We start from the raw sequence: 21,864 nt of genomic DNA on the forward strand, positions 1-21,864 counted from the left end.
CCGGGATCATTTGGCCTCCACGGCGCCGTGCAGGAAGACGTCGACCACCTGGCGCGTGGTGGCGGGGTCGTCGAGCGGTGCCATTCGCCGGCCACCGAACAACAGGGTCAGGAACAGTGCGGCCAGCTGCTCGGGCGTGAGCCGCAGCCGGTCTTTGTCGGGTTCGAACAGTTCGGTGATCGCGCCGCGCATGGCGGCCATCGACTCGCTGCGGCCGCCCTTCCACGTGCCGCGGCGCTCCTTGAGGCGCTGTTCGGGGTCGCGGTGCTTGTGCCGGCCGGACGCGTGCAGCGCCCCCATCAGCGCGCCCATCCGCTCGAGGTGCGCGCCGAGCGCGTCGGCGGCCTCGACGAGGCGCTCTTCGAGCGGCTGCTCGATGGGGATCTCGGCGATCGCGTCGAGCACGTGGTCGGGCCGCAGCGCCTCGGCGGTGCAGGCGTCGAACAGCTCGTCCTTGTCCTTGAACGCGCGGAAGATGGTGCCCTCGCCGATGCCGGCGGCTCGGGCGATCTGGCTGGTCGTGACGCCGGTTCCGTGCTCCATCAGCAGGGGCAGCACCGCGTGCACGATCATGGCGCGCCGGGCTTCGACGCTCATGCCCGGCGCTCTCCGCCGGGTTTCGGGTGCTGGTGTCATGCGACCAGTGTGCGGAGTGAGCACTCACTCCGTCAAGTGAGTATGCCGGAGGCGAACACGTAGAGGGCCGCCCCGAAGCTCCGGGACGGCCCTCTACCTGCGAAAACTCAGTAAGTCATCGCCATGGCCGGGTCGGCCAGCAAGGCGCCGACGTCGGCCAGGAACTCCGAACCCTGCTGGCCGTCGACCACGCGGTGGTCGAAGCTCAGCGACAGCTGGAGGACCTTGCGGACCTTGATCTCGCCGTCCACCACCCACGGCTGGTCCTTGATCGCGCCGAGGCACAGGATCGCGGACTCGCCCGGGTTGATGATCGGCGTGCCCGTGTCGACGCCGAACACGCCCACGTTGGTGATCGTGATCGTGCCGTTCGCCATGTCCGCCGGCGACGTCTTGCCCTCGCGGGCGACGTCGGTCAGCGTCGTCAGCGCCTGAGCCAGCTCCTTCAACGAAAGAGAGTCGGCGTCACGGACCTTGGGCACGATCAGGCCGCGCGGCGTCGCCGCCGCGATCCCGAGGTGCACGTAGTCCTTGAAGACGATCTCCTGCGCGGCCTCGTCCCACACCGCGTTGATGTCCGGCGTGCGCTTCGCCGCCAGGCACACGGCCTTCGCCGCGAACGTCAGCGGCGTGACCTTCACTCCGGCGAACTCCCGCGACTTCTTCAGCTTCTCGCGGAACTCCAGCATCGGCGTGACGTCGATGGTCAGGAACTCCGTGACGTGCGGAGCGGTGTACGCGCTCTGCACCATCGCCGCCGCGGTCATCTTGCGGACGCCCTTGATCGGCACGCGCCGCTCGCGGGTGGCGGGGTCGTAACCGGTGTCCACAGTGGACGCGGCGGGCGCCACGACCGCACCGTTCGCCGCGCGCTCGACGTCGTCACGGGTGATGACGCCGCCCGAAGCGGTGCCGGTCAGCGCGTGCAGGTCGACGCCGAGGTCCTTCGCCAGCTTCCGCACCGGCGGCTTCGCCAGCGGGACGTACCCGCCGCGCGGAGCCGCGACCGGGGCGGGCGCGGGAGCCGCGACCGGGGCGGGCGCGGGAGGAGCGACGACAGCGGCGGCCGGAGCGGGAGCGGCCGGCGCCGCGCCTTTGCGAGCCCGCCGCTGCGTCACGACGGCCTTGGAGCCGTAGCCGACCAGCGGCTTCATCTCTTCTTCCTCGGCCGGAGCCGAAGCGGGAGCCGAAGCGGGAGCAGCGGCCGGTGCCGGAGCGGCCGCCCCACCGGGGTCGACGTCGATGGTGAGGATCGCGGTGCCGACCTCCACCGTCTGCCCCGGCTCGACGTGCAGCTCCGTGACCACCCCGGCCCACGGGATCGGCAGCTCGACGGCGGCCTTCGCGGTCTCGATCTCGACCACGATCTGGTTGACCGTCACCGTGTCGCCCGGCTTCACGTGCCAGGAGAGGATGTCGGCTTCGGTCAGCCCCTCGGCCGTGTCGGCCAGGGGGAACTGTTTGTACGTAGGCATTGCGCGGAGATCCCCCTTACCAGGCGAGCGAGCGGTCGATGGCGTGCAGCACCCGGTCCAGGTCGGGGAGGTAGTGCTCCTCGAGCTTGGCCGGCGGGTACGGCGTGTCGAACCCGGTCACCCGGAGGACGGGCGCTTCCAGCGAGTAGAAGCACTCCTGCTGGACGCGCGCGGCGATCTCCGACGTCAGCGACGACTCGGACGGCGCCTCCGACAGCGCGATCAGCCGGCCGGTCTTGCGCACCGACTCGAACACCGGGCCGAGGTCCAGCGGCGAGAGCGTCCGCAGGTCGATGACCTCGAGGGACTTGCCCTCGTCCTCGGCCGCGGCGGCCGCGTCGAGCGCGACCTTCACCGACGGGCCGTACGCGACGACCGTGGCCGTCGTTCCCTCGCGGACGACCTGCGAGGAGAACACCGGGGACGGCGTGCCGTCGGTGTCGATCTCCGCGCGCAGCGCACCCGAGTGGTACAGCCGCTTCGGCTCGAAGAACAGGATCGGGTCGTCCGACCTGATCGCCTGCTGGATGCCCCAGTAGGCGTCCACGGCGTTCGAAATCGAAATGACCTTCAGGCCCGGGATGTGCGCGAACAGCGACTCCGGCGACTCCGAGTGGTGCTCGACCGCGCCGATCCCGCCGCCGAACGGCACCCGGATCACGACGGGCATCTTGATCTTGCCCTGCGTCCGGTAGTGCAGCTTCGCCAGCTGGGACGAGATCTGGTCGAAGCCCGGGAAGATGAAGCCCTCGAACTGGATCTCGCACACCGGCCGGAACCCGCGCACGGCCAGGCCGACCGCGGTGCCGATGATGCCGGACTCCGCCAGCGGCGTGTCCAGCACGCGCTGCTCGCCGAAGTCCTTCTGCAGGCCGTCGGTGATCCGGAAGACGCCGCCGAGCTTGCCGACGTCCTCGCCCATGATCAGGACCTTGGGGTCCTCTTCCATCGCGCGCCGGAGGCCGAGGTTGAGCGCCTTGCCGATGGTGAGTTTCTGGAGGTCGGTCATCAGTGCTCACCCGCCGATACGAAGCCGTCGAGGTAGGAGAGGAACTCTTCGCGCTGCGCTTCCAGCACCGGGTTGCCCTCGGCGTAGACGTTGCTGAAGATCCGCTCGGGCGGCGGCTCCGGCATGTTGAACGTGTACTCGCGCAGGTCGGCGGCGAAGGCGTCGGCCTCGGCTTGGACCTGGTCGAAGAAGTCGTGGTCGGCGCCGCCCTTGCGGGCCAGGAACGCCCGGACGCGCTCGATCGGGTCCTTGAGCTTCCACTCTTCGAGCTCGTCGGAGAGCCGGTAGCGCGACGGGTCGTCGGTCGTCGTGTGCGCGTCCATCCGGTAGGTGAACGCCTCGATCAGCACCGGTCCGTTGCCGTGGCGGCACTCGTCGAGCGCCCAGCGGGACACCGCGAGGCAGGCCAGGACGTCGTTGCCGTCGACGCGGATGCCGGGGAAGCCGTACCCGCGGGCGCGCTGGTAGAGCGGCAGGCGCGACTGGCGCTCGGTCGGCTCGGAGATGGCCCACTGGTTGTTCTGGCAGAAGAACACCAGCGGGGCGTCGTAGACCGCGGCCCAGACGAATCCTTCGTGGACGTCGCCCTGCGAGGTCGCGCCGTCACCGAAGTAGCAGATCGTGGCTTCGCCGTCGTCGTCGCCGACTTTGCCCTCGAACTTCTGGCCCATCGCGTACCCGGCGGCGTTGAGCACCTGGTTGCCGATGACGATGCAGTACGGGTGGAAGCCGTGAGCTTTGTAGTCCCAGCCGCTGTGGTCGGTGCAGCGGAAGATGCCCAGCAGGTCCTTCATGTCGACCCCGCGCGCGTACGCGACGCCGTGTTCGCGGTAGCTGGGGAACGCCATGTCGTTCTGCTTCAGCGCGCGGCCCGACCCGATCTGCGCGGCCTCCTGGCCGAGCAGCGGGACCCAGATGCCGAGCTGGCCCTGGCGCTGCATCGCGTTGGCTTCGCGGTCCGCGCGGCGGACGAGCACCATGTCGCGGTACAGGCCGCGCAGGGCTTCGTCGTCGATGTCGTCGACGTACTTGTCGAACTGGGGTGACGGGACCCGTTCGCCTTCGGGGGTGAGCAGCTGAGTCAGCTCAGCGCCACCTTCGCTGGTCGCTCGCAATCCGGCGATCACCTGCTCGGGGGATGGCTGGGCCGCGACGGCGGCCGGCCCGTCTCCAGGCTCCGGGTGCGTCCACTGTTCGGACGGCATGGGCGGTACTCCTCGGTGTCGGTGCCTCTGGCGGCCGCTTGTGGCGACCACAGCGACTGCACCGGCGGGGACCAGCGGCTCGGGTCTCCGAAGCGCTCGGTCACCGTCGGCGTTGACGGTTCACGCCGACATCCTGGCACGAAGGTCGTGGCTTTGGTCAGTGACGGTTGCTGATTTGTTGCTGAGAAAGGGGCTCTGAACAGGGAAAACGTTAGGAAGCCCGAGCATCGGACCTACGAGAGTAGGGAATCGGTCCGCGCGCTCACCAGGCGTGGCCGCACGAGCACGTGGCCGTGCGCCTGCGTGATCACCCACTCCGGGGACGACGTTGTGATGTGCCGCACGCCCGTAGCCCCGTGGCACGATGGGCGCCGTGGAGCAGAAATCCGTTCGTGAATCCGTCGTGACGTCGTGGACCGACGACGTCATCCCGAGTCTGTCCGGGCTGGTGGCCATCCCCGCCTTGTCCCCGGCCTTCGACGCCGAGTGGGCGACGACCGGTCACCTGGCCGCCGCCGTCGAGCACGTCCGCGAGTGGATCGCCGCGCGCGACCTGCCCGGGGCGACCCTCGACGTCGTGCAGCTCGAAGGCCGCACTCCCCTGTTGCTCGTCGACGTCCCGGCGACCCCGGGCGCGGCGGACCGGGGCACCGTCCTGATGTACGGCCACCTCGACAAGCAGCCCCCGGTCGGCGGCTGGTCCGAAGGCCTCGGCCCGTGGACCCCGGTGATCCGCGACGGCCGGCTGTACGGCCGCGGGTCCGTCGACGACGGCTACTCCGGCTACGCGGCGACGACGGCGATCGAAGCCGTCCACGCCGCCGGCGGTGAGCACGCCCGGATCGTGGTGCTCCTGGAGACCGGCGAGGAGTCCGGCAGCCCCGACCTGCCCGCGTACGTCGAGCACCTGGCCGACCGCATCGGCGCGGTGTCGCTGGTGATCTGCCTCGACGCCGGCGGCAGCGACTACGAGCGGTTGTGGCTGGTCACGAGCCTGCGCGGGATGCTGCACCTCGACGTCACCGTGCAGCTGCTGGCCTCGGCCCAGCACTCGGGCATCGCGTCGGGCGTCGTCGCCAGCTCGTTCCGCGTGCTGCGGAAGCTGATCGAGCGGCTCGAGGACAGCGAGACCGGCGAGCTGCTGCTCGACGAGCTCAAGGTCGACGTCCCGGCGGACCGGCTGGCCGAGCTCAAGGCCGTCTCGCAGGACTTCCCGGAGGCGCTGTCGAAGGCGTTCCCGCTGGTCGAGGGTGGTCGCGTGATCACCGAGGACGCGCTGGAGCTGATGCTCAACAACGCGTGGCGCCCGACGCTGTCGATCATCGGCGCCGACGGCTTCCCGAAGCCGGCCGACGCGGGCAACGTCCTGCGTGAGAGCACGACGTTGACGCTGAGCTTCCGCCTCCCGCCGACGGCCGACGCCGAGAAGGGCCTCGAAGCCGTGAAGCGGGCCCTGACCACCGACGTCCCGTACGGCGCGAAGGTCACCTTCGGTCACAACCCGCAGGCGGAGGACGGCTGGAACGCGCCGGCCGAGTCGCCCTGGCTGACGGCGGCCCTGCGCACGGTCAGTGACGAGGTGTTCGGCCGGCCGCACCGCGCGACCGGCATGGGCGGCTCGATCCCGTTCATGGGCTTGCTCTCGCGCAAGTACCCGGAGGCGCAGTTCCTGGTCACGGGCGCGTGCGGGTCCGACTCGAACATCCACGTGCCGGACGAGTGGCTGCACCTGGACCACGCGCAGCGGGTCACCGAAGCCGTGGCGCACATCCTGGACGCCCACGCCCGAGGCTGAGGTCTTCCCGAGCCGGCGCGTTCCCACCTGGGGACGCGCCGGCTTTGTGTTGCCCGGATCGAGTGTACGTATTACGCTGTAATACGTTGACCTTGTGGAAGGCGAGCTGTACGACGGGATCCCGCTGGAAATCCTGCCGTTGGAGGTGGTGCAGGTACCCGACTCCGAGCACCTGCGGCGGTCACTGCGTTACCCGGGCGCCCTGGACATCGCGCCGGAGCACGCGATGGAGGCGGTGTTCGATCCGCGCCGGTTGATCGGCCGCGATCCCTCGTCGAGGACCGGCGAGTCGATCCGGGTGGTCGGTCACTCGGCCGGGATGGCGCGTTTGCTGGTGGTGGTTCTTCTCCCGGACCGGCATCCGCCGAACGGGGTCTGGCGCGTGGCGACGGCTTGGCCAGCGGACAAGCGGGCCCGGCAGGTTTATCAAGGACTTTGGGAGGTTTCGTGACCACGAACGAAGAACTTCTCGCTCGCGTGGCAGAGGCCGCGGAGGCCGATCCGGACGCCGACGCCGAGGTCGGCTGGGTGCGGCACCAGCGGCCGTCCAAGAACCCGACCGCGGTTTACAGCGTGCGCATCCCCGTCGATCGGATCGAGGAGCTGCGGCAGCTCGCCGTCGCACGGAACGTGCAGCCGACCGCGTTGATCCGCACCTGGGTGCTCGCTCAGCTCGACGCCGCGAAGAGCGGGGACGAGGACGCGCGGCAGTGGGAGAACGAAGTCCGCGCGACCATCGACCACCTGCGAACCCTGCTCGACGCGCGAGGGGCGGGCGCCGAGTCCGCCTAGGCCAGCCGGGTCAAGTGGACGGACACGTCCAAAGTGGACTGCCCACCGCCCGTGAAGATCCCCTTCAGCGGCGCCACATCGGCGTAATCCCGCCCCATCGCCACCCATACGTGCCGCGGGCCGACCGGAATCGCGTTCGTCGGGTCGTACGCCCACCAGCCGCCGGTCCAGACGTCGACCCACGCGTGCGACTCGCCCTCCACCACCTCGCCGAGCTTCGCGGCCGGCTTCGTGTGCAGGTACCCCGACACGTACCGGGCCGGGACGCCGATCGCGCGCAGCATCACCAGCGTCACGTGCGCGAAGTCCTGGCACACACCCTCACGCGCCTGCCACGCGTCGGTCGCCGTCGAGTGGACGCCGGTCGTGCCCGGTTGGTACTTCAGCTGCTTGTTCACCCACTCGCACACCGCCAGCACCGACTCGGCCGGATCCAACCCGGTCCGCAGCGCGCGAGCTTCGCGCGCCAAGGCGGCGTCGCGCGGGGTGTAGTCGGTCGGGCTCAGGTACTCCGTCCGATGATCGATGACCGTCTCCGAACGCAGGTCCTTCCACGACGCCGTGCGGATCGGCTCGGCTTCGTCCGCCGTCTCGACCACCGACGTCGCCAGCACCGTGAACTCCGTGTGCGGCGCGTGCAGGTCGAACGACGTCACGACCGTGCCCCAGTAGTCCGTGTAGCGGTACGCACGCGTCGCCGGGGTCGTCTCGATGCGCGTCGCGACCGTCGTCTGACGGCGGTCCGAGCGCGGGGTCAGGCGCGCTTCGTTGTACGACTGCGTCGCCGGCGTCGCGTACCGGTACCCCGTCCGGTGCGCCACCCGCAGCTGCCACGTCACAGTGAAACCTCCGCACCGCTCCACGCCACCCACGGCGACGTGCTGAAGTACTGCAACGACACGGCTTCCCCGATCTCCCGGATCGTCGTCTGCAACGTCCCGAGCCGCCGCGGCAGGTCGGTCAGCAGGTCCGCCGGGCGCAAGAACTCCAGCTCGCTGCGGGCCCGGCCGAGCTGGCGGAGGGCCTCCGACTTCTCGTTGTTGCGCGCGCCGCCGCCCGGGTCGAGCCGCTGCAGGCACTCCTCCGCCTGCCGCAGCGCATGGAACACCGAACGCGGGAACAGCGTGTCCCGCAACAGGAACTGCACGACGCGGCCCGCGTCGAGCGCGCCGCGGTACGTCCTCAAGTACGTGTCCTGGGCGCCGGCCGAGCGCAGCACCGTGATCCACCCCGGTGACGACGCGCGGTCCGCGACCCGCGACAGCAGCAGCCGCACCACCATGTCGGCGCGTTCGATCGAGCGGCCGAGCACCATGAACAGCCAGCCGTCGTCCCGCGACATCGTCGAGTCGGCGAGCCCGGCGAACATCGCCGCGCGCTCCTCCACGAACGACAGGAACGCGTGCGGCCCGGCTCGACGCGCGTAGCGCTGCCGGTCCGGGACCGCGTTCCACGTCGCGTTCAGGCACTCCCACAGCTCGGTCGAGACGACTTCGCGCGCACCCCGCGTGTTCTCGCGCGCCGAGTTGATCGAGCCGACGATCGACGCCGCGTTGTCCTTCGCGTACGCCACCAGCTCGGTCAGCTTCCAGACGTCGAGGGCCTCCCCGTCCGGGGTGTCGATGCCCAGGACGGCCAGCAGCTGACGGCTCGCGTGGTCGGGGTCGACCGTCGCGTCCTCCAGCAGCTGGTGGACCGAGACGTTGAGGATCCGGGAGGTGTCGTCGGCGCGTTCGACGTACCGGCCGATCCAGTACAGCGACTCCGCGTTGCGTGCCAGCATCCGGACCTCCCTAACTCTGCTGCTGTTGTTGCTGCTGCTGGGACGACGTCAGCTCGGGCCCCTGCTCGGCGATCAGGCCGTCCACGGTGGACATCGCGCCGAGGGCGGGTTGCTCCAGCTCGCGCTCGGCGCTCGACGTCCGGGACGTCAGCACCCACGTGTCCTTGGAACCGCCGCCCTGCGACGAGTTGACGACCAGGCTGCCCTCCGGCAGCGCCACCCGCGTCAGCCCGCCGGGCAGGACGAAGATGTCCTTGCCGTCGTTGACGGCGAACGGCCGCAGGTCGACGTGCCGCGGCGCGAGCCGGTCCTCGACCTTGGCCGGCACGGTCGAGAGCTGGACCACCGGCTGCGCGATCCAGCCGCGCCGGTTCGCGCGCACCTTCCGCCGCAGCGTCGCCAGCTCCTCCGGGGTCGCTTCGGGCCCGAAGACGATCCCGTAGCCGCCGGAGCCCTCGACCGGCTTGACGACCAGCTCGTCGAGGTGGGCCATGACGTGGTCGAACTCGTCCGGCAGCCAGCACCGGAACGTGTCCACGTTGGGCAGCAGCGGCTTCTCGTTGAGGTAGTACTTCACCATCTCGGGCACGTAGGTGTAGACGAGCTTGTCGTCGCCCACGCCGTTGCCGACGGCGTTCGCGACGACGACGTTCCCCGCGCGCGCCGCGTTGAGGACGCCGGCGATGCCGAGCACCGAGTCCGGCCGGTAGTGCACCGGATCGAGGAACTCGTCGTCGATGCGCCGGTAGATGACGTCGACCTGGCGCTCGCCCTCGGTCGTCCGCAGGTAGACGACGTTGTCACGGCAGAACATGTCGCGGCCTTCGACCAGCTCGACCCCCATCAGCCGGGCCAGCAGCGAGTGCTCGAAGTACGCCGAGTTGTGGACGCCGGGGGTGAGCACGACGACCACCGGGTCGGCGACGTTCGCCGCGGCCGCCGCGCGCAGCGCCCGGAGCAGGTGCGACGCGTAGTCCCCGACCGGCCGGACGCGGTGCTGGGCGAACAGGTCCGGGAAGACCCGCGCCATCGTCCGCCGGTTCTCCATCACGTACGACACCCCGGACGGGTTGCGGAGGTTGTCCTCCAGCACCCGGAACGTGCCCTCCTCGTCGCGCACCAGGTCCACTCCGGACACGTGGATGCGCACGCCGTTCGGCGGGTTGATGCCGAAGGCCTCCCGCTGGAAGTGCTCGCACGAGGTGATGAGCCGCCGCGGCAGCACGCCCTCGCGCAGGATCTGGCGGTCGCCGTAGATGTCGGCGAGGAACGCCTCGAGCGCGCGGACGCGCTGGGCCACGCCGCGCTCGAGCTTCGACCACTCCGCCGCCTGGATCACCCGCGGCACCAGGTCCAGCGGGAACGGCCGCTCCTGGCCGGACAGCGAGAACGTGATCCCCTGGTCGACCATCGCCCGGTCCAGCGCCATCGACCGGGAGTTGAGGTCGTGCGCGTCGAGTGCGGCGATCGACTCGTAGAGCGCGCGGTAGGGCCCGCGGACCGTGCCGTCGTCGGCGAACATCTCGTCGTACGCACCGGCGTGCGGGCGTTCCGGCGAGAGGTACCCGTCGAACCGCGCCCCCGGCCGGGTGATCCGGCGGGTCGTCGCCTTCCTCGCGCGTCGACCGGACGGGGGCAGCCGGGGCGGGATCGCGTTCATGAACGACATCCTCACCCACGTGGGCCTTCGTGCGCGACACTCTCGCGGAGGTGGGCGCGGGGCGAAACGTCGCTGTAACTCGACAGTGCTGTGCTTTGGTATGGATGAGTGGCAATATGCGTGCTCTCACGAACTGAGAACTACGAGGAGTGACGACGTGGCCCGAGTACCCCAACTCAAGGCGCTCGCCCTGATCCCGGCGCTGGCGTTGGCGGCCGCCGCCCTGACCGCGTGCGGGGGCGACGACGGCGGCACGGCGGCCGGCGGTGTCCAGCTGATCGCGTCCGGCAAGCTCACGACCTGCACGCACCTGCCCTACCAGCCGTTCCAGGTCAAGCAGGGCGACAAGATCGTCGGCTTCGACGTCGACCTCGTGGACCTGGTCGCGAAGAAGCTGAACGTCACGCAGAACATCGTCGACATCGCGTTCGAGAACATCGAGTCGGGCGAGGCCATGAACAGCGGCCAGTGCGACCTGGCCGCGGCGGGCATGACGATCACCGACAAGCGCAAGCAGAAGTTCGACTTCTCGAACCCGTACTTCGAGGCGACCCAGGCGCTGCTGGTCAAGTCCGGCTCGCCGATCAAGGACTTCAGCAACGTCGCCGGCAAGAAGATCGGCGTCCAGTCGGCCACGACCGGCGCCGACTACGCCAAGGAGCACGCGAAGGGCGCCGAGATCGTCACCTTCGACGACCTGGCGCTGGAGGAGCAGGCGGTCAAGAACGGCACGGTCGACGCCGGCGTCAACGACAACGGCGTGCTGTACGACTTCGTGAAGACGAACCCGGACACGGCCGTCGCGACCGAGTTCAAGACGAACGAGTTCTACGGCATCGGCGTCAAGCAGGGGAACTCCGCCCTGGTCACGGCGATCAACGACGCGCTGAAGGCTTCGGTGTCGGACGGCACCTACGCGCAGATCTACCAGAAGTGGTTCGGCAAGGCACCGACCTGGCTGCCCGGTAACCCCACCCAGTAAGACCCCCGCCTGTGGCCGGTGCTTCGGCACCGGCCACAGCGGTGTTTCCAGAGGTGTCTTAACCGCCCTTTCCGGGCTTGCCTGAGGAGTGAAATGGCACTGAGCCGACGCCGGCGACGTTCGGCGTTCCGGGGTGCGCAGTACGTCCTGTTGCTCGTGATCATCGTGGTCTTCGCGTTCCTGGCCAACTGGGGTCAGATCGGGCGGGCGTTCTTCGACCTCGACGTCGCCGCCGCGCAGTTCCCCGACGTGATCACGGTCGCGCTCAAGAACACCATCATCTTCACCGCGCTCGGGTTCGCGCTGGGCCTGGGGCTCGGCCTCGTGCTCGCGCTGATGCGGCTGTCCTCGGTGGGCCCGTACCGGTGGTTCGCGCGGGGGTACATCGAGTTCTTCCGCGGCCTGCCCGCGCTGCTGATCTTCCTCGCGGTCGGGGTTGGCGTCCCCATCGCGTTCCCGGACACCCACCTGCCGCGCAACATCTCCATCATGATCGCGCTCGGCATCGTGTCCTCGGCCTACATGGCCGAAACGATCCGGGCCGGCATCCAGGCCGTGCCGCGCGGGCAGGTCGAGGCCGCCCGCTCGCTCGGCATGTCGCCGACGCGGTCGATGATCACGATCGTCATCCCGCAGGCGTTCCGGATCGTGCTGCCGCCGCTGGCCAACGAGCTGATCATGCTGACGAAGGACTCGTCGCTGGCGTTCCTGCTCGGCACCACGCCGGCGCAGCAGGAGCTCGCGCAGTTCAGCCGCCAGGCGCTGCTGGAGGCGAAGGGCCTGACCCCGATCGTCGTCGCGGGCCTCTGCTATCTCGTCATCACCATCCCGCTGTCGATCCTGCAGCAGCGGCTGGAGAAAAAATACGGCGCCGGAGTGTCCGGGGGTACCAAGTGAGCGACGTGATCGTCGAAATCGCCGGCCTGCACAAGGCGTTCGGCCCGCTCGAGGTGCTCAAGGGCATCGACCTGCAGGTCGAGCGCGGCCAGGTCGTCTGCATCATCGGGCCGTCCGGCTCGGGCAAGTCCACGTTGCTGCGCTGCGTGAACCTCCTGGAGGAGCCGCAGCAGGGCAAGATCGTGGTGAACGGCAACGAGATCACCCACGAGGACGTCGACATCGACGGCGCTCGCCGCAAGATCGGGATGGTCTTCCAGGGCTTCAACCTCTTCGCGCACCTGACCGTGCTGGAGAACCTCACGGTCGCGCAGCGCAAGGTCCTCAAGCGCGGCAAGGAGGAGTCCGAGCGGATCGCGCGGGAGAACCTCGAGAAGGTCGGCCTGAGCGAGAAGGAGACGTCGCTGCCCGGGCAGCTGTCCGGCGGGCAGCAGCAGCGCGTCGCGATCGCGCGGGCGCTGTCGATGAACCCGGACGTCATGCTGTTCGACGAGCCGACGTCCGCGCTGGACCCGGAGCTCGTCGGCGACGTCCTCGCGGTCATGCGCCAGCTGGCCGAAGAGGGCATGACGATGCTGGTCGTCACGCACGAGATGCAGTTCGCCCGCGAGGTGGCCGACAGCGTGCTGTTCATGGACGGCGGCGTCGTCGTCGAGCAGGGTCCGCCCGGCCAGGTGATCGGCGACCCGCAGCACGACCGCACGAAGTCGTTCCTCGCGCGCGTCCTGGACCCGACGAACAGCGGCGGCCTCGAAGGGCCGTAACCACCTGCGAATTTCGTTCGCGTTCGCTACTTTGAAAGTGGGTGAGGAGGGGGAGGCAGCTCCATGACGACCGAAAGCGCGCTGCCTCCACTCGACCCGTTCGCGGGCATCCCCGACCGTCGCTACGAGGTCAAGGCCGCCGACCTGCTGAAACCCGGCAACGGCGGCCTGCTGCGCTGGCGGCGAACGGCCACGAACGCCCCGATCGTCTACGTCGAGGACGCCTACATCACCGGCACGCTCGACCTGCGTGCCGCGGACCTCAAGTACCTCTTCCGGTTCGAGCGCTGCCGGTTCGAGCAGCCGCCGGACGTGCGCGAGGCGCACCTGCTCGGGCTCGTGTTCCGCAAGTGCTGGCTGCCCGGGCTCAAGGCGCGCAACATGCGCAGCCGCAACGACGTCCGGCTGATCCGCAGCGTCGTGCAGGTCGACGGCGCCGACCGCGAGATCGAGGAGACCACCGTCCAGCGCGGTGACGACCGCGAGCGCGGGATGCCGAACGCCGCGGTCAACCTCACCGACGCGGTGATCGAGGGGTCGCTGGTGCTGACCCGCACGGTGATCGCCCACCCGCACGGCAAGGCGATCCACGCCGACCGGCTGGTGCTCGCCGGCGCGCTGCTGGCGTACCGGATGGTCGCGAACGGCGAAGTCCGGCTCCCCGGCCTGCGGACCGGCGGTAACGTCAACTTCTCCGGCGCCACGCTGAACAACCCGGACGGCTTCGCGCTCAACGGCAACGGCCTGCACATCGGCGGCAGCCTGCTCTGCGAGGTCGACAACTACGGGCCCGCCAGCCAGCGGAAACGCTTCTCCGCGACCGGGATCATGTACCTGCCGAGCGCCACGGTCGACAGCGACATCGTGTTGCGCGAAGCGAAGCTGACGGTGTCGCAGCAGGGGCCGATCGCCGTCGACGCGTGGAAGTCCAACGACCCGTACCTCGACCCGCGCCCGGCGCTGGTCGCCGACCGGATGCGCGTCGACGGCAACGTCGAGCTGTCCGACGGCCTGCAGGCGCTCGGCACGCTGCGCATGGTCAACGCCCGGATCGGCGGCTCGCTGCGGCTGGCCGGCGCCGAGGTCAGCGTGGTGCGCGGCAAGTCGCAGCCGTACTACGACCGCGCGTTGCACCTGGACGGCACCGAGATCGGCGGCGACATCGAGGCGACGAGCCTGCGCGTCCCGGCCGGTCAGCTGCGGCTGGCCGACGTCACCGTCGGTGGCAACTTCCTGGCCTGGAACTCGATGTTCCGCCACCCGGGCCGGGACGTGTTCTCGGCGCGCCGGTCGAAGATCGCGGGCAACTTCCAGCTCACGGACGCGACGATCCACGGCACGCTGCGGCTGCAGGGCGTGGAGGTCGGCGGCTCGATCAACCTGGCCGGGACGCGGCTGACGGAGCCGGGCCTGCGCGCGACCAGCAGTTTCTCCCTCGACATCCGCACCGGCCGGATCGGCCGCGATCTGACGCTGCGCGACAACAACGGCCGCCCGTTCGTCGCCGAGGGCGGCGTCAACCTGGACGGCGCCCAGGTCGCCCGCCGCGTGGACCTGCGCGGTTCCCAGCTGGGCTCGTTGCCCCCGTTCATGGTGGCGCTCGACGCGGGCGACGTCGCGGCGGACGAGTTCACGCTGACGCCGAACGTGCCTCCGACCGGCCGGGTCGTGCTGCGCCGCGCGCACTGCGGGACGCTGACCGACAACGAGGAGTTCTGGGCCGCGTCCGAAGGCATCGAGCTGGAGGACTTCCGCTACGACGCGCTGGGCAAGAGCATCCCGCTGGCCGACGACAAGGCGCTGGACCACCGCATCGACCTGCTGAGCAGGGCCATGCGCGGCTACCGGCCCGGCCCGTACGACCAGCTGGCGCACATGCTCCGCGCGGCGGGAAACGAAGAGCACGCGTCGACGGTGGCGTTGCGCAAGCAGCAGTTCCGCTACGACGCGCTGGCCGGCGGCTTCAAGTTCTTCGGCCCGGGGGTGCGGCTGTGGAGCTGGCTGCAGCGGTCGATGGTCGGCTACGGCTACCGCCCGGTGCGCGCGCTGGGCTGGCTGTTCACGCTGCTCGTGCTGGGGAGCCTGTGGTTCGGCCTCGGCTCGGACGACTGCATCCACTGGGTCAGTCCGGATCCCACGCACCAGATCATCGCGAACGGCCCGCGGTGCGTGGTGAACCAGCAGGACACGGGGCTGCAGTGGAACCCGGTGATCTACACGGCGGACCTGCTGGTGCCGATCGTGGACTTCGGCAACAAGTCGCGCTGGTACATGCACGGCTCGGACAACTGGGTGGCGGCCGGGTTCACGGCGTCGGGCTGGATCCTGGCGACCACGGTGGCGGCGGGCGTCAGCCGCATGCTGCGGCGAGAGAGCTAGCAGCTTCTAAGTTTCTCTAGTTTTGACGCTAGACAGTGTCAGATTCGCTTAGTCGATGAAGCGGGACCAGAAATCTATATAACGCGGCCCGTCCGGCGGGGCCGTGCTGATGCCGCCCGTCGCGAACTCGCGGTGCAGGTAGTCCCGCAGGTCGGAGCCGTAAACGATGATGTCCGTCTGGTACACCGACAGCACCGGGTAGCCCGCCGTGTCCGGGAAGCCGGGCAGGTACCGGTGCCCGCACACCGGCACCAGCTGCGGGACGTCGGCCAGGCGACGGCGGGCTTCGCGGACCGCGTCCTCCGGGCCGACCGGGCGCGTGCCCCAGTCCGGCAGCCAGAAGCCGTTGTGCTCGACGTCGTACAGCACGCCGTCGACCGGCCAGGCCAGCCGTTTGCGCAGCTGCTCCGGGTTGCCGCAGCGCCAGTCCGGCCAGCGGTCGCCGATCGGGACGCCGGCGGACAGGAACGTGCGGTGGTCCGCGGCGAAGCGGAAGCCGAACCGGCGCTCGACGTCGTCGAGCTCGGGTCCGGTCAGCCCGGGACGCACCGGTTCCCGGAGGTTCTCCTGCAGGTGCCGTGCCTCCTCGAAGGTGAGGGCGCCGGCCGGCTGGACGGGGGTCATGTCCCGAGCCTAAGCGGCGGCTCACCCCGCCGCGCGTTCTTTTCCGCCGTCTTCACGGGCACCACCATGGGGTGAGTTTGTTCTCTCATCGGCGGAACCTCGGAACAGAGCGTGAGCACATGTAGTTCACTCTTGCCGTGACCTCACCCCGACCGCAGGCCCGCGTGCGCGCGCCCGAGCTGCGCGGCGACGTCTGGCTGAACACCGGCGGGCGCCCGCTGACCCTCGCCGAGCTGCGCGGCCGCATCGTCCTGCTGGACTTCTGGACCAGCGGCTGCATCAACTGCCTCCACGTGCTCGACGAGCTGCGCCCCCTCGAAGCCGAGTTCGCGGACGTGCTCGTCACGATCGGCGTCCACTCGCCGAAGTTCCTGCACGAGGGCGAGCGCGCGTCGATCGAAGCCGCGGTCCGGCGCTACGAGGTGCACCACCCGGTGGTCAACGACCCGAAGATGGAGCTGTGGTCGCAGTACGCGGTCCGCGCGTGGCCGACGCTGGCGGTCGTCGACCCCGAGGGGTACGTCGTGCACGTCGCCGCGGGCGAAGGGCACGGAGAGGCGCTTCGACGCGTCATCGCCGACCTCGTGAAGAAGCACGAAGCGAAGGGGACGCTTCGCCGCGGCGGCAGCCCGTACGTCCCGGTCGAGGAGCAGGCCAGCGAGCTGCGGTTCCCGAGCAAGGCCGTCGCGACGGCCGAGGGACGCGTCCTCGTCGCGGACACCGGGCACCACTCCGTCGTCGAGTTCGCTTCGGACGGTGAGACGGTCATCCGGCGCTTCGGCAGCGGAGAACGCGGTGGCCAGGACGGTCCGTTCGACATCGCGACGTTCGCCGAGCCGTCCGGCATCGCGCTGCTGCCCTACGACGTCGCCGAGCGCGCCGGCTACCACGCCGTCGTCGCCGACACCGCCGGTCACCGGCTGCGCGGCCTCGACCTGATCACCGGCGAGGTCACGACGGTCGCGGGCACCGGCGCGCAGTGGCGCACCGGACCGGACTCCGGCAAGTGCGTCGAGGTCGACCTCACGAGCCCGTGGGACGTCGCCTGGTACGGCGCGGCCGGCGGGGTCGTCGTCGCGATGGCCGGCAACCACACGCTGAGCGTGTTCGACCCGGTTTCCGGCACGATCCGCCGCTTCGCCGGGACGACCGTCGAAGGCCTCCGAGACGGCGACGTCGGCGAAGCGTTCTTCGCGCAGACGTCGGGCCTCGCCGCGGACGGCGACAAGCTGTGGCTCGTCGACGCGGAGACGTCGGCGCTGCGCTGGATCGAGCCCGCCGGCGAGTCGTTCATCGTGCACACGGCGATCGGCGTCGACCTGTTTTCGTTCGGCCACACCGACGGCCCGGCCGACCAGGCACTGCTGCAGCACCCGCTCGGCCTCGCCGTGCTGCCCGGCGACAAGATCGCGATCGCGGACACGTACAACGGCGCCGTACGCCGCTTCGACGTCTTCACGCGCCAAGTGACGACGATCGCCACCGGGCTTTCGGAGCCCCAGGGCCTGCTGCTGCACGACGGCGAGCTGCTGGTCGTCGAGTCGGCGGGCAACCGCATCGGCCCGCTGGACTCGTCCTCGGCGCCGACGCTCGTATCGGGCGACGCACACGCCGTACGCCGGCCACCGACGGTGCTCGCACCGGGCGAGATCGACTTTTCGGTCGTGTTCCAGGCACCGCCGGGCGAGAAGCTGGACGACCGTTTCGGCCCGTCGACGCGGCTGGAGATCAGCGCGTCACCGCCGTCGCTGCTGGCCGACGGCGTCGGCACCGGCACGGATCTGTCGCGCAAGATCCTGCTGGCCGAAGGCGTCACCGAAGGCGTGCTGCAGGTCGTCGCGCAGGCCGCGAGCTGCGACGACGGAGGCGAGCACCCGGCGTGCCGGATCACGCGGCAGGACTGGGGCGTCCCGGTGCGGATCCAAGCGGATGGGGCGCGCGAGCTGAGCCTGGTCATGGCGGGAGAGCCCGCCGAGTAGCATGCCAACCGTGTCTGACGGGGCGAAACTCGAGATCCAGATGCTCCACGACCGGGTGCTGGTGAGGCTGGCCCCGGACGAGGGCGAGCGCCGCAGCAGCGGCGGCATCGTGATCCCGGCGACAGCGCAGGTAGCGCGCCGCCTCGCGTGGGGTGACGTGCTGGGCGTCGGGAACAGCGTGCGCAACGTCAAGACCGGCGACCGCGTGCTCTTCAACCCGGAGGACCAGTTCGAGGTCGAGATCCGCGGCGAGGGCCACCTGGTGATGCGCGAACGCGACATCCACGCGGTCGCAACAGAGCGAACCGAACACGGCACGGGGCTGTACCTGTAGGCGGGGGCGTGGCAGAAGACAAGGTGCGCGAACCCGCCGAGGTGCGGGAGAGCGAGCCTGCGACCCCGGAGCCGGCCGCCGAGCCCACGCCCGGGGAAACCGAGCCCGCCGAGCCTCTTGCCGCCGAGGAACTCGCCGAGCCGAGTGCTGAACCCGAAGCCGCGACCGCGGAGCCCGAGGCCGCCGTCACCACTGATCTCTTCGCCGAGGATCTGCTCGGCGAACTCCTCGAAACCCCCGCTCCACCGCCCGCCCCCGAGACCGCCGCGCGGAGGCTTCGGACCGGTCTTGCCCGGACCATGATGTCCGTCGGGATCGCGCTCGGGCTCTTCGTCATCCTCTACGCCATCGACCTCCTCGCCAGCGCTGGTGATGTTCCGCGGGGGGTGACCGTGGCCGGCGTCGAGGTCGGGGGGCTGACCCATGCCGAAGCGGAAGCGAAGCTGCGCAAGGAACTCGAGCCGCGGCTCATCCGGCCCGTCGTCGTCCACGGGGGTGATGTCCAGGCCGAGCTCGTGCCCTCGAAGTCCGGGCTCGGGCTCGACTGGCCGAACACCCTCGGGCTCGCCGGGCACCAGCCGCTCAGCCCGATCACGCGGGTCATGTCCTTCTTCACCAGCCGCGAGGTCGGGGTCGCCACGCAGACCGATCCGAACCAGATCGCCCAAGCCGTGCGCGAGCTCGCCGAGGGCAGGCTGAACCACCCGGCCACCGAAGGTTCGGTCGGGTTCATGGCCGTCGGCGACGGCGGTGTCACGCCCTACCCCGTCCTGCCGCGGCAAGGCCAGCAGCTGACCGACCTCGCCGGCGCCGTGCACGCCGTCACCGAGCACTGGCTCGACCCCGGCGGGGTCAAGCTCGGCATGGCGATCACGCCCGTCAAGGCGACCGCGGCCGGTGTGCAGGCCGCCTACCGGCAGATCGTCGTGCCCGCTGTCGCGAAGCCGGTCGTCGTGCACGGGCAGGGCAAGGACGTCCCACTCACGCCGGCCACGATCGCGTCGTCGTTCCAGTTCGCCGCGGTCGAGGGCGGGGCCGTCGAAGTCCGCATCGACCAGGGCAAGCTGCAGGCCGCCCTGAAGGACGGGCTCGCGAGCACCGAGACCGACGGCAAGGACGCGCAGATCGTCTTCACCGGCGACCAGCCCGCCGTCGATCCCTCCGAGGACGCCCGGAAGGTCAACTGGGAGAAGACCTTCCTGCCGCTCATCGACGTCCTCAAGAAGACCGACGGCCGGGACCTGCCCGTCGTCTACAGCGCGTCGAAGCCCGGCGTGACCACCGACGCCGCCAGCGCGCTCGGCATCAAGGAGGTCGTCGGCGAGTTCACCACCGGTGGCCTGGCCGGCCCGGCCGCGACGAACAACCGGACGCTCGCCGCCCGCGTGTCCGGCACGATCGTCAAGCCCGGCGAGACGTTCAGCCTCGGCGCCCGCTCCGGCCCGCGCACCGCCGGCAACGGCTACGTGCCCGCCCCGGCCGACGAAGACGGCACCGGCGCGACCGTAACCGGCGGTGGCGTCTCGCAGCTCGCGTCCACTTTGTACAACGCGGGCTACCTCGCGGGCCTGACCGACGGCGGCCACCTCGAGCACGATCGCTACCTCGACCGCTACCCCGTCGGCCGCGACGCCAAGGCCGTCAACGCCGACGGCAGCCCGGTCGAGCTCAAGCTGACGAACGACTCGCCGACCGGGATCGCCGTCCAGGCCGTCGTGTCCGGCGACTCCGTGACGGTCCGGATCTGGGGCACCCGCCACTACCGCGTCGAGAGCCAGACCGGTGCCCAGACATCGGGTGACCCGCCACCGGTCCAGTTCGGCGGAAGCGGCACCGACCCGTGTCAGCCGTCGATCGGGACGCCCGGCTTCAGCGTCACCGACACCCGCGTGCTTTACGACGTCGTGAGCGGCGCCGAGGTCCGGCGGACGTCGCACACGGCGACCTACGGCCCGCGCCCGACCATCCTCTGTTGAGTTGTCAGCGAAGGACCATGCACCCCGCCTCCTCGAAGTCGCGCAGCCACGCCGGCTCCCGGAAGTGCTTGTTCCACCGCAGATCCAGCTTGTCCAGTTTGGACAGTCGAGCCATCGACGGCGGCAGGGTCTCCAGGAGGTTCTCCCGCAGGTCCAGCTGACGCAGCTCGGTCAGCGAACCGATCGACGCGGGCAGCGACGTCAACCGGTTGCCCCGCAGGTGCAGCTCCCGCAAGGCACCGAGCGTGCCGATCGACTCCGGCAGCGCGGTCAGCTCGTTGCGGTACAACCGGAGTTCGCGCAGCGAAGAGAACCCGGACAGATCCGACGGCAACGCGGTGAGCCGGTTGTCCGTGCAGCCCAGGTACCGCAGCCGGCCCAACCGGCACCACGCCGGAGGGAACGCCGTCAGCCGGTTGTCACTGACGTACAGGTACTCGGTGAGCCCGGCCAGCTCGCCCAGCTCGTCCGGCAATGACTCGAACCGGTTGTGCGCCAGGTCCAGCGTGTGCACCGACGAGAGCGCCGAAATCCCCGGCGGTAGCGAAGAAAGCCGGTTCGTCGCGAGGTTGAGCACCTCCAGCCCGGTGTGCTCCCACAACGACGCGGGCACCGCCGAAAGGGAGTTCTTGTACAGGTCGAGCCGGGTCACCCCCGGTGGCAGCGAGGGAAACGACGTCAGCCCCCGGCCGCTCAGCTCGAGCGCCGTCATGACGGCCGCCTCGTCGAAGGCAGCAACGCCCAGCTCCCGGCATCGTCCGGAGTGGACACCTGGATCCGCAGTCCCGGCGCTTCGGACACCGCCAGCTCGGTCAACCGGAGGTTCAGCCGGCCGGCCTGCGGGTGGTTCAGCCGCCGCAGCCGGGCCTGCGGTTCCGCGACCTCGTGCCGCCCCCACAGCTCGGCGAACTCCGGGCTCAGCGCCGACAGCCGGCGAATGTCCTCTTCCCAGGACGGGTCGCCGACGTGCCTGCCGTACTCGGTGCGCATCCGCGCGACCATGTAGGGGACTTCCTCGTCGTAGTTCAGGAGGAACCGCCGCGCGTTCGGCTCGGTCACGCAGCACCACAGCAGGTTCTTGTGCAGGCACGGCAGGCTGTGCCACTCCCAGAACATCTCCTCCTGGGCCGCGTTCGACTCCAGGATGTCGAACCGGCCGTTGACCACCGTGGCGGGCAGCGGATCGAGGGCGCGCAGCACCTCGAGCACCGTGTCCGGCACCAGCTCCACGGTCGACGGCAGCCGCGACGGCGTCAGCTCCGCCAGCCGGTAGAGGTGCTCCCGCTCCGGGTGGTCCATCCGCAGCGTGCGCGCCACCGCGTCGAGCACCTGCGAGCTCGCGTTGATCGGCCGCCCCTGCTCCAGCCACGTGTACCAGGTGACGCCGACGCCGGCGAGCAGCGCCACCTCCTCCCGGCGCAACCCGCTGAGACGCCGGCGTGGGCCGGGCGCGAGGCCGACCTCCTCCGGGCCGATCCGCGCCCGGCACGCCTTGAGGAACGCGCCGAGCTCCTCCCGGCGGCTCGTGCGGACCTGGGTCTGGGTCATGCGGACATGGTGCCGGAGGGGTACGA

General features: G+C 70.2%; 20 protein-coding genes. 10 read left to right on the forward strand and 10 right to left on the reverse strand.

Annotated elements, in window-relative coordinates:
• Positions 1-6: 6 nt before the first annotated feature.
• The 4 genes from ABZ342_RS36040 to pdhA all read right to left on the reverse strand — a co-directional run bounded on the left by ABZ342_RS36040 (position 7) and on the right by pdhA (position 4,325).
• Positions 7-597, reverse strand: coding sequence for a TetR family transcriptional regulator (locus ABZ342_RS36040; RefSeq protein ID WP_360482851.1), 591 nt, complete (start codon positions 595-597; stop codon positions 7-9).
• A 146-nt stretch (positions 598-743) separates the two neighbouring features.
• A complete protein-coding gene (locus ABZ342_RS36045; RefSeq protein ID WP_360482854.1) occupies positions 744-2,111 on the reverse strand; it encodes a dihydrolipoamide acetyltransferase family protein in 1,368 nt (455 codons plus the stop codon).
• Between the two features lie 16 nt (positions 2,112-2,127).
• On the reverse strand, positions 2,128-3,120 hold the full coding sequence (locus ABZ342_RS36050; protein WP_360482857.1) for an alpha-ketoacid dehydrogenase subunit beta: 993 nt from the start codon (positions 3,118-3,120) through the stop codon (positions 2,128-2,130).
• Complete coding sequence (gene pdhA / locus ABZ342_RS36055; RefSeq protein WP_360482860.1) at positions 3,120-4,325, reverse strand: pyruvate dehydrogenase (acetyl-transferring) E1 component subunit alpha; 1,206 nt, start codon at positions 4,323-4,325, stop codon at positions 3,120-3,122. Before pdhA ends, ABZ342_RS36050 begins: the two co-directional genes overlap by 1 nt.
• A gap of 364 nt (positions 4,326-4,689) precedes the next feature.
• On the opposite strand from pdhA, the gene ABZ342_RS36060 reads away from it, so the two are divergent.
• The 3 genes from ABZ342_RS36060 (at position 4,690) to ABZ342_RS36070 (ending at position 6,912) form a co-directional block, all read left to right on the forward strand.
• Positions 4,690-6,120, forward strand: a complete 1,431-nt coding sequence (locus ABZ342_RS36060) for a M20/M25/M40 family metallo-hydrolase (RefSeq protein WP_360482863.1) — start codon at positions 4,690-4,692, stop codon at positions 6,118-6,120.
• Positions 6,121-6,214: 94 nt separating this feature from the next.
• Entirely contained in the window at positions 6,215-6,571 is a 357-nt protein-coding gene (locus tag ABZ342_RS36065; RefSeq protein ID WP_360482866.1) for a hypothetical protein, read from the forward strand.
• Positions 6,568-6,912 carry a hypothetical protein gene (locus ABZ342_RS36070; RefSeq protein WP_360482869.1) on the forward strand — a complete coding sequence of 115 codons (345 nt, stop codon included), beginning with the start codon at positions 6,568-6,570 and terminating at the stop codon, positions 6,910-6,912. Before ABZ342_RS36065 ends, ABZ342_RS36070 begins: the two co-directional genes overlap by 4 nt.
• Here ABZ342_RS36070 and ABZ342_RS36075 read toward each other — a convergent pair.
• Genes ABZ342_RS36075 through ABZ342_RS36085 form a run of 3 tightly spaced genes read right to left on the reverse strand, consistent with a single transcriptional unit; the run spans position 6,909 to position 10,364 of the window.
• Positions 6,909-7,751, reverse strand: coding sequence for a transglutaminase family protein (locus tag ABZ342_RS36075; protein ID WP_155548173.1), 843 nt, complete (start codon positions 7,749-7,751; stop codon positions 6,909-6,911). The two genes, ABZ342_RS36070 and ABZ342_RS36075, sit on opposite strands and share 4 nt — an antisense overlap.
• A complete protein-coding gene (locus ABZ342_RS36080) occupies positions 7,748-8,695 on the reverse strand; it encodes an alpha-E domain-containing protein (RefSeq protein WP_155548172.1) in 948 nt (315 codons plus the stop codon). Before ABZ342_RS36080 ends, ABZ342_RS36075 begins: the two co-directional genes overlap by 4 nt.
• 10 nt (positions 8,696-8,705) lie before the next feature.
• Positions 8,706-10,364, reverse strand: a complete 1,659-nt coding sequence (locus ABZ342_RS36085) for a circularly permuted type 2 ATP-grasp protein (protein ID WP_360482873.1) — start codon at positions 10,362-10,364, stop codon at positions 8,706-8,708.
• Positions 10,365-10,512: 148 nt separating this feature from the next.
• On the opposite strand from ABZ342_RS36085, the gene ABZ342_RS36090 reads away from it, so the two are divergent.
• From ABZ342_RS36090 to ABZ342_RS36105, 4 genes are all read left to right on the forward strand, one after another.
• Positions 10,513-11,337, forward strand: coding sequence for a basic amino acid ABC transporter substrate-binding protein (locus tag ABZ342_RS36090; RefSeq protein WP_230863030.1), 825 nt, complete (start codon positions 10,513-10,515; stop codon positions 11,335-11,337).
• 93 nt (positions 11,338-11,430) lie between these two features.
• Positions 11,431-12,234, forward strand: coding sequence for an amino acid ABC transporter permease (locus ABZ342_RS36095; RefSeq protein WP_155548169.1), 804 nt, complete (start codon positions 11,431-11,433; stop codon positions 12,232-12,234).
• Positions 12,231-12,998 carry an amino acid ABC transporter ATP-binding protein gene (locus tag ABZ342_RS36100; protein ID WP_360482877.1) on the forward strand — a complete coding sequence of 256 codons (768 nt, stop codon included), beginning with the start codon at positions 12,231-12,233 and terminating at the stop codon, positions 12,996-12,998. Before ABZ342_RS36095 ends, ABZ342_RS36100 begins: the two co-directional genes overlap by 4 nt.
• Positions 12,999-13,061: 63 nt before the next feature.
• The gene (locus tag ABZ342_RS36105) at positions 13,062-15,377 is read left to right on the forward strand and encodes an oxidoreductase (RefSeq protein ID WP_360482880.1); all 2,316 of its coding nucleotides are present in this window, start codon (positions 13,062-13,064) and stop codon (positions 15,375-15,377) included.
• Positions 15,378-15,425: 48 nt separating this feature from the next.
• Here ABZ342_RS36105 and ABZ342_RS36110 read toward each other — a convergent pair whose 3' ends face one another.
• Positions 15,426-16,001 carry a hypothetical protein gene (locus tag ABZ342_RS36110; protein WP_155548166.1) on the reverse strand — a complete coding sequence of 192 codons (576 nt, stop codon included), beginning with the start codon at positions 15,999-16,001 and terminating at the stop codon, positions 15,426-15,428.
• Between the two features lie 164 nt (positions 16,002-16,165).
• Between ABZ342_RS36110 and ABZ342_RS36115 the strand changes: the two genes are divergently transcribed.
• Genes ABZ342_RS36115 through ABZ342_RS36125 form a run of 3 tightly spaced genes read left to right on the forward strand, consistent with a single transcriptional unit; the run spans position 16,166 to position 20,290 of the window.
• Positions 16,166-17,980, forward strand: a complete 1,815-nt coding sequence (locus ABZ342_RS36115; protein ID WP_360482950.1) for an NHL domain-containing thioredoxin family protein — start codon at positions 16,166-16,168, stop codon at positions 17,978-17,980.
• A gap of 1 nt (position 17,981) precedes the next feature.
• On the forward strand, positions 17,982-18,314 hold the full coding sequence (locus ABZ342_RS36120) for a co-chaperone GroES (protein WP_360482884.1): 333 nt from the start codon (positions 17,982-17,984) through the stop codon (positions 18,312-18,314).
• An 8-nt stretch (positions 18,315-18,322) separates the two neighbouring features.
• Positions 18,323-20,290 carry a VanW family protein gene (locus tag ABZ342_RS36125; protein WP_360482887.1) on the forward strand — a complete coding sequence of 656 codons (1,968 nt, stop codon included), beginning with the start codon at positions 18,323-18,325 and terminating at the stop codon, positions 20,288-20,290.
• 4 nt (positions 20,291-20,294) lie between these two features.
• Here ABZ342_RS36125 and ABZ342_RS36130 read toward each other — a convergent pair whose 3' ends face one another.
• Both ABZ342_RS36130 and ABZ342_RS36135 read right to left on the reverse strand, forming a co-directional pair.
• Positions 20,295-21,002 (reverse strand): leucine-rich repeat domain-containing protein, encoded by a 708-nt coding sequence (locus ABZ342_RS36130; RefSeq protein WP_360482890.1) that lies wholly within the window; start codon positions 21,000-21,002, stop codon positions 20,295-20,297.
• Positions 20,999-21,838 (reverse strand): helix-turn-helix transcriptional regulator, encoded by an 840-nt coding sequence (locus ABZ342_RS36135; protein ID WP_360482893.1) that lies wholly within the window; start codon positions 21,836-21,838, stop codon positions 20,999-21,001. The genes ABZ342_RS36130 and ABZ342_RS36135 overlap by 4 nt, the downstream gene beginning before the upstream one ends.
• Positions 21,839-21,864 lie beyond the last annotated feature (26 nt).

Origin of the sequence: Amycolatopsis sp. NPDC005961 (assembly GCF_040629235.1) — a bacterium.
Classification (GTDB): domain Bacteria; phylum Actinomycetota; class Actinomycetes; order Mycobacteriales; family Pseudonocardiaceae; genus Amycolatopsis; species Amycolatopsis camponoti.

Excerpts from the sequence above, each read along its gene's own strand:
- ABZ342_RS36130 (WP_360482890.1), bottom strand. The coding sequence starts at position 21,002 with ATGACGGCGCTCGAGCTGAGCGGCCGGGGGCTGACGTCGTTTCCCTCG.
- ABZ342_RS36040 (WP_360482851.1), bottom strand. The coding sequence starts at position 597 with ATGAGCGTCGAAGCCCGGCGCGCCATGATCGTGCACGCGGTGCTGCCC.
- ABZ342_RS36050 (WP_360482857.1), bottom strand. The coding sequence starts at position 3,120 with ATGACCGACCTCCAGAAACTCACCATCGGCAAGGCGCTCAACCTCGGC.
- pdhA (WP_360482860.1), bottom strand. The coding sequence starts at position 4,325 with ATGCCGTCCGAACAGTGGACGCACCCGGAGCCTGGAGACGGGCCGGCC.
- ABZ342_RS36085 (WP_360482873.1), bottom strand. The coding sequence starts at position 10,364 with ATGTCGTTCATGAACGCGATCCCGCCCCGGCTGCCCCCGTCCGGTCGA.
- ABZ342_RS36120 (WP_360482884.1), top strand. The coding sequence starts at position 17,982 with ATGCCAACCGTGTCTGACGGGGCGAAACTCGAGATCCAGATGCTCCAC.
- ABZ342_RS36110 (WP_155548166.1), bottom strand. The coding sequence starts at position 16,001 with ATGACCCCCGTCCAGCCGGCCGGCGCCCTCACCTTCGAGGAGGCACGG.
- ABZ342_RS36095 (WP_155548169.1), top strand. The coding sequence starts at position 11,431 with ATGGCACTGAGCCGACGCCGGCGACGTTCGGCGTTCCGGGGTGCGCAG.
- ABZ342_RS36135 (WP_360482893.1), bottom strand. The coding sequence starts at position 21,838 with ATGACCCAGACCCAGGTCCGCACGAGCCGCCGGGAGGAGCTCGGCGCG.
- ABZ342_RS36105 (WP_360482880.1), top strand. The coding sequence starts at position 13,062 with ATGACGACCGAAAGCGCGCTGCCTCCACTCGACCCGTTCGCGGGCATC.
- ABZ342_RS36080 (WP_155548172.1), bottom strand. The coding sequence starts at position 8,695 with ATGCTGGCACGCAACGCGGAGTCGCTGTACTGGATCGGCCGGTACGTC.
- ABZ342_RS36060 (WP_360482863.1), top strand. The coding sequence starts at position 4,690 with ATGGGCGCCGTGGAGCAGAAATCCGTTCGTGAATCCGTCGTGACGTCG.
- ABZ342_RS36045 (WP_360482854.1), bottom strand. The coding sequence starts at position 2,111 with ATGCCTACGTACAAACAGTTCCCCCTGGCCGACACGGCCGAGGGGCTG.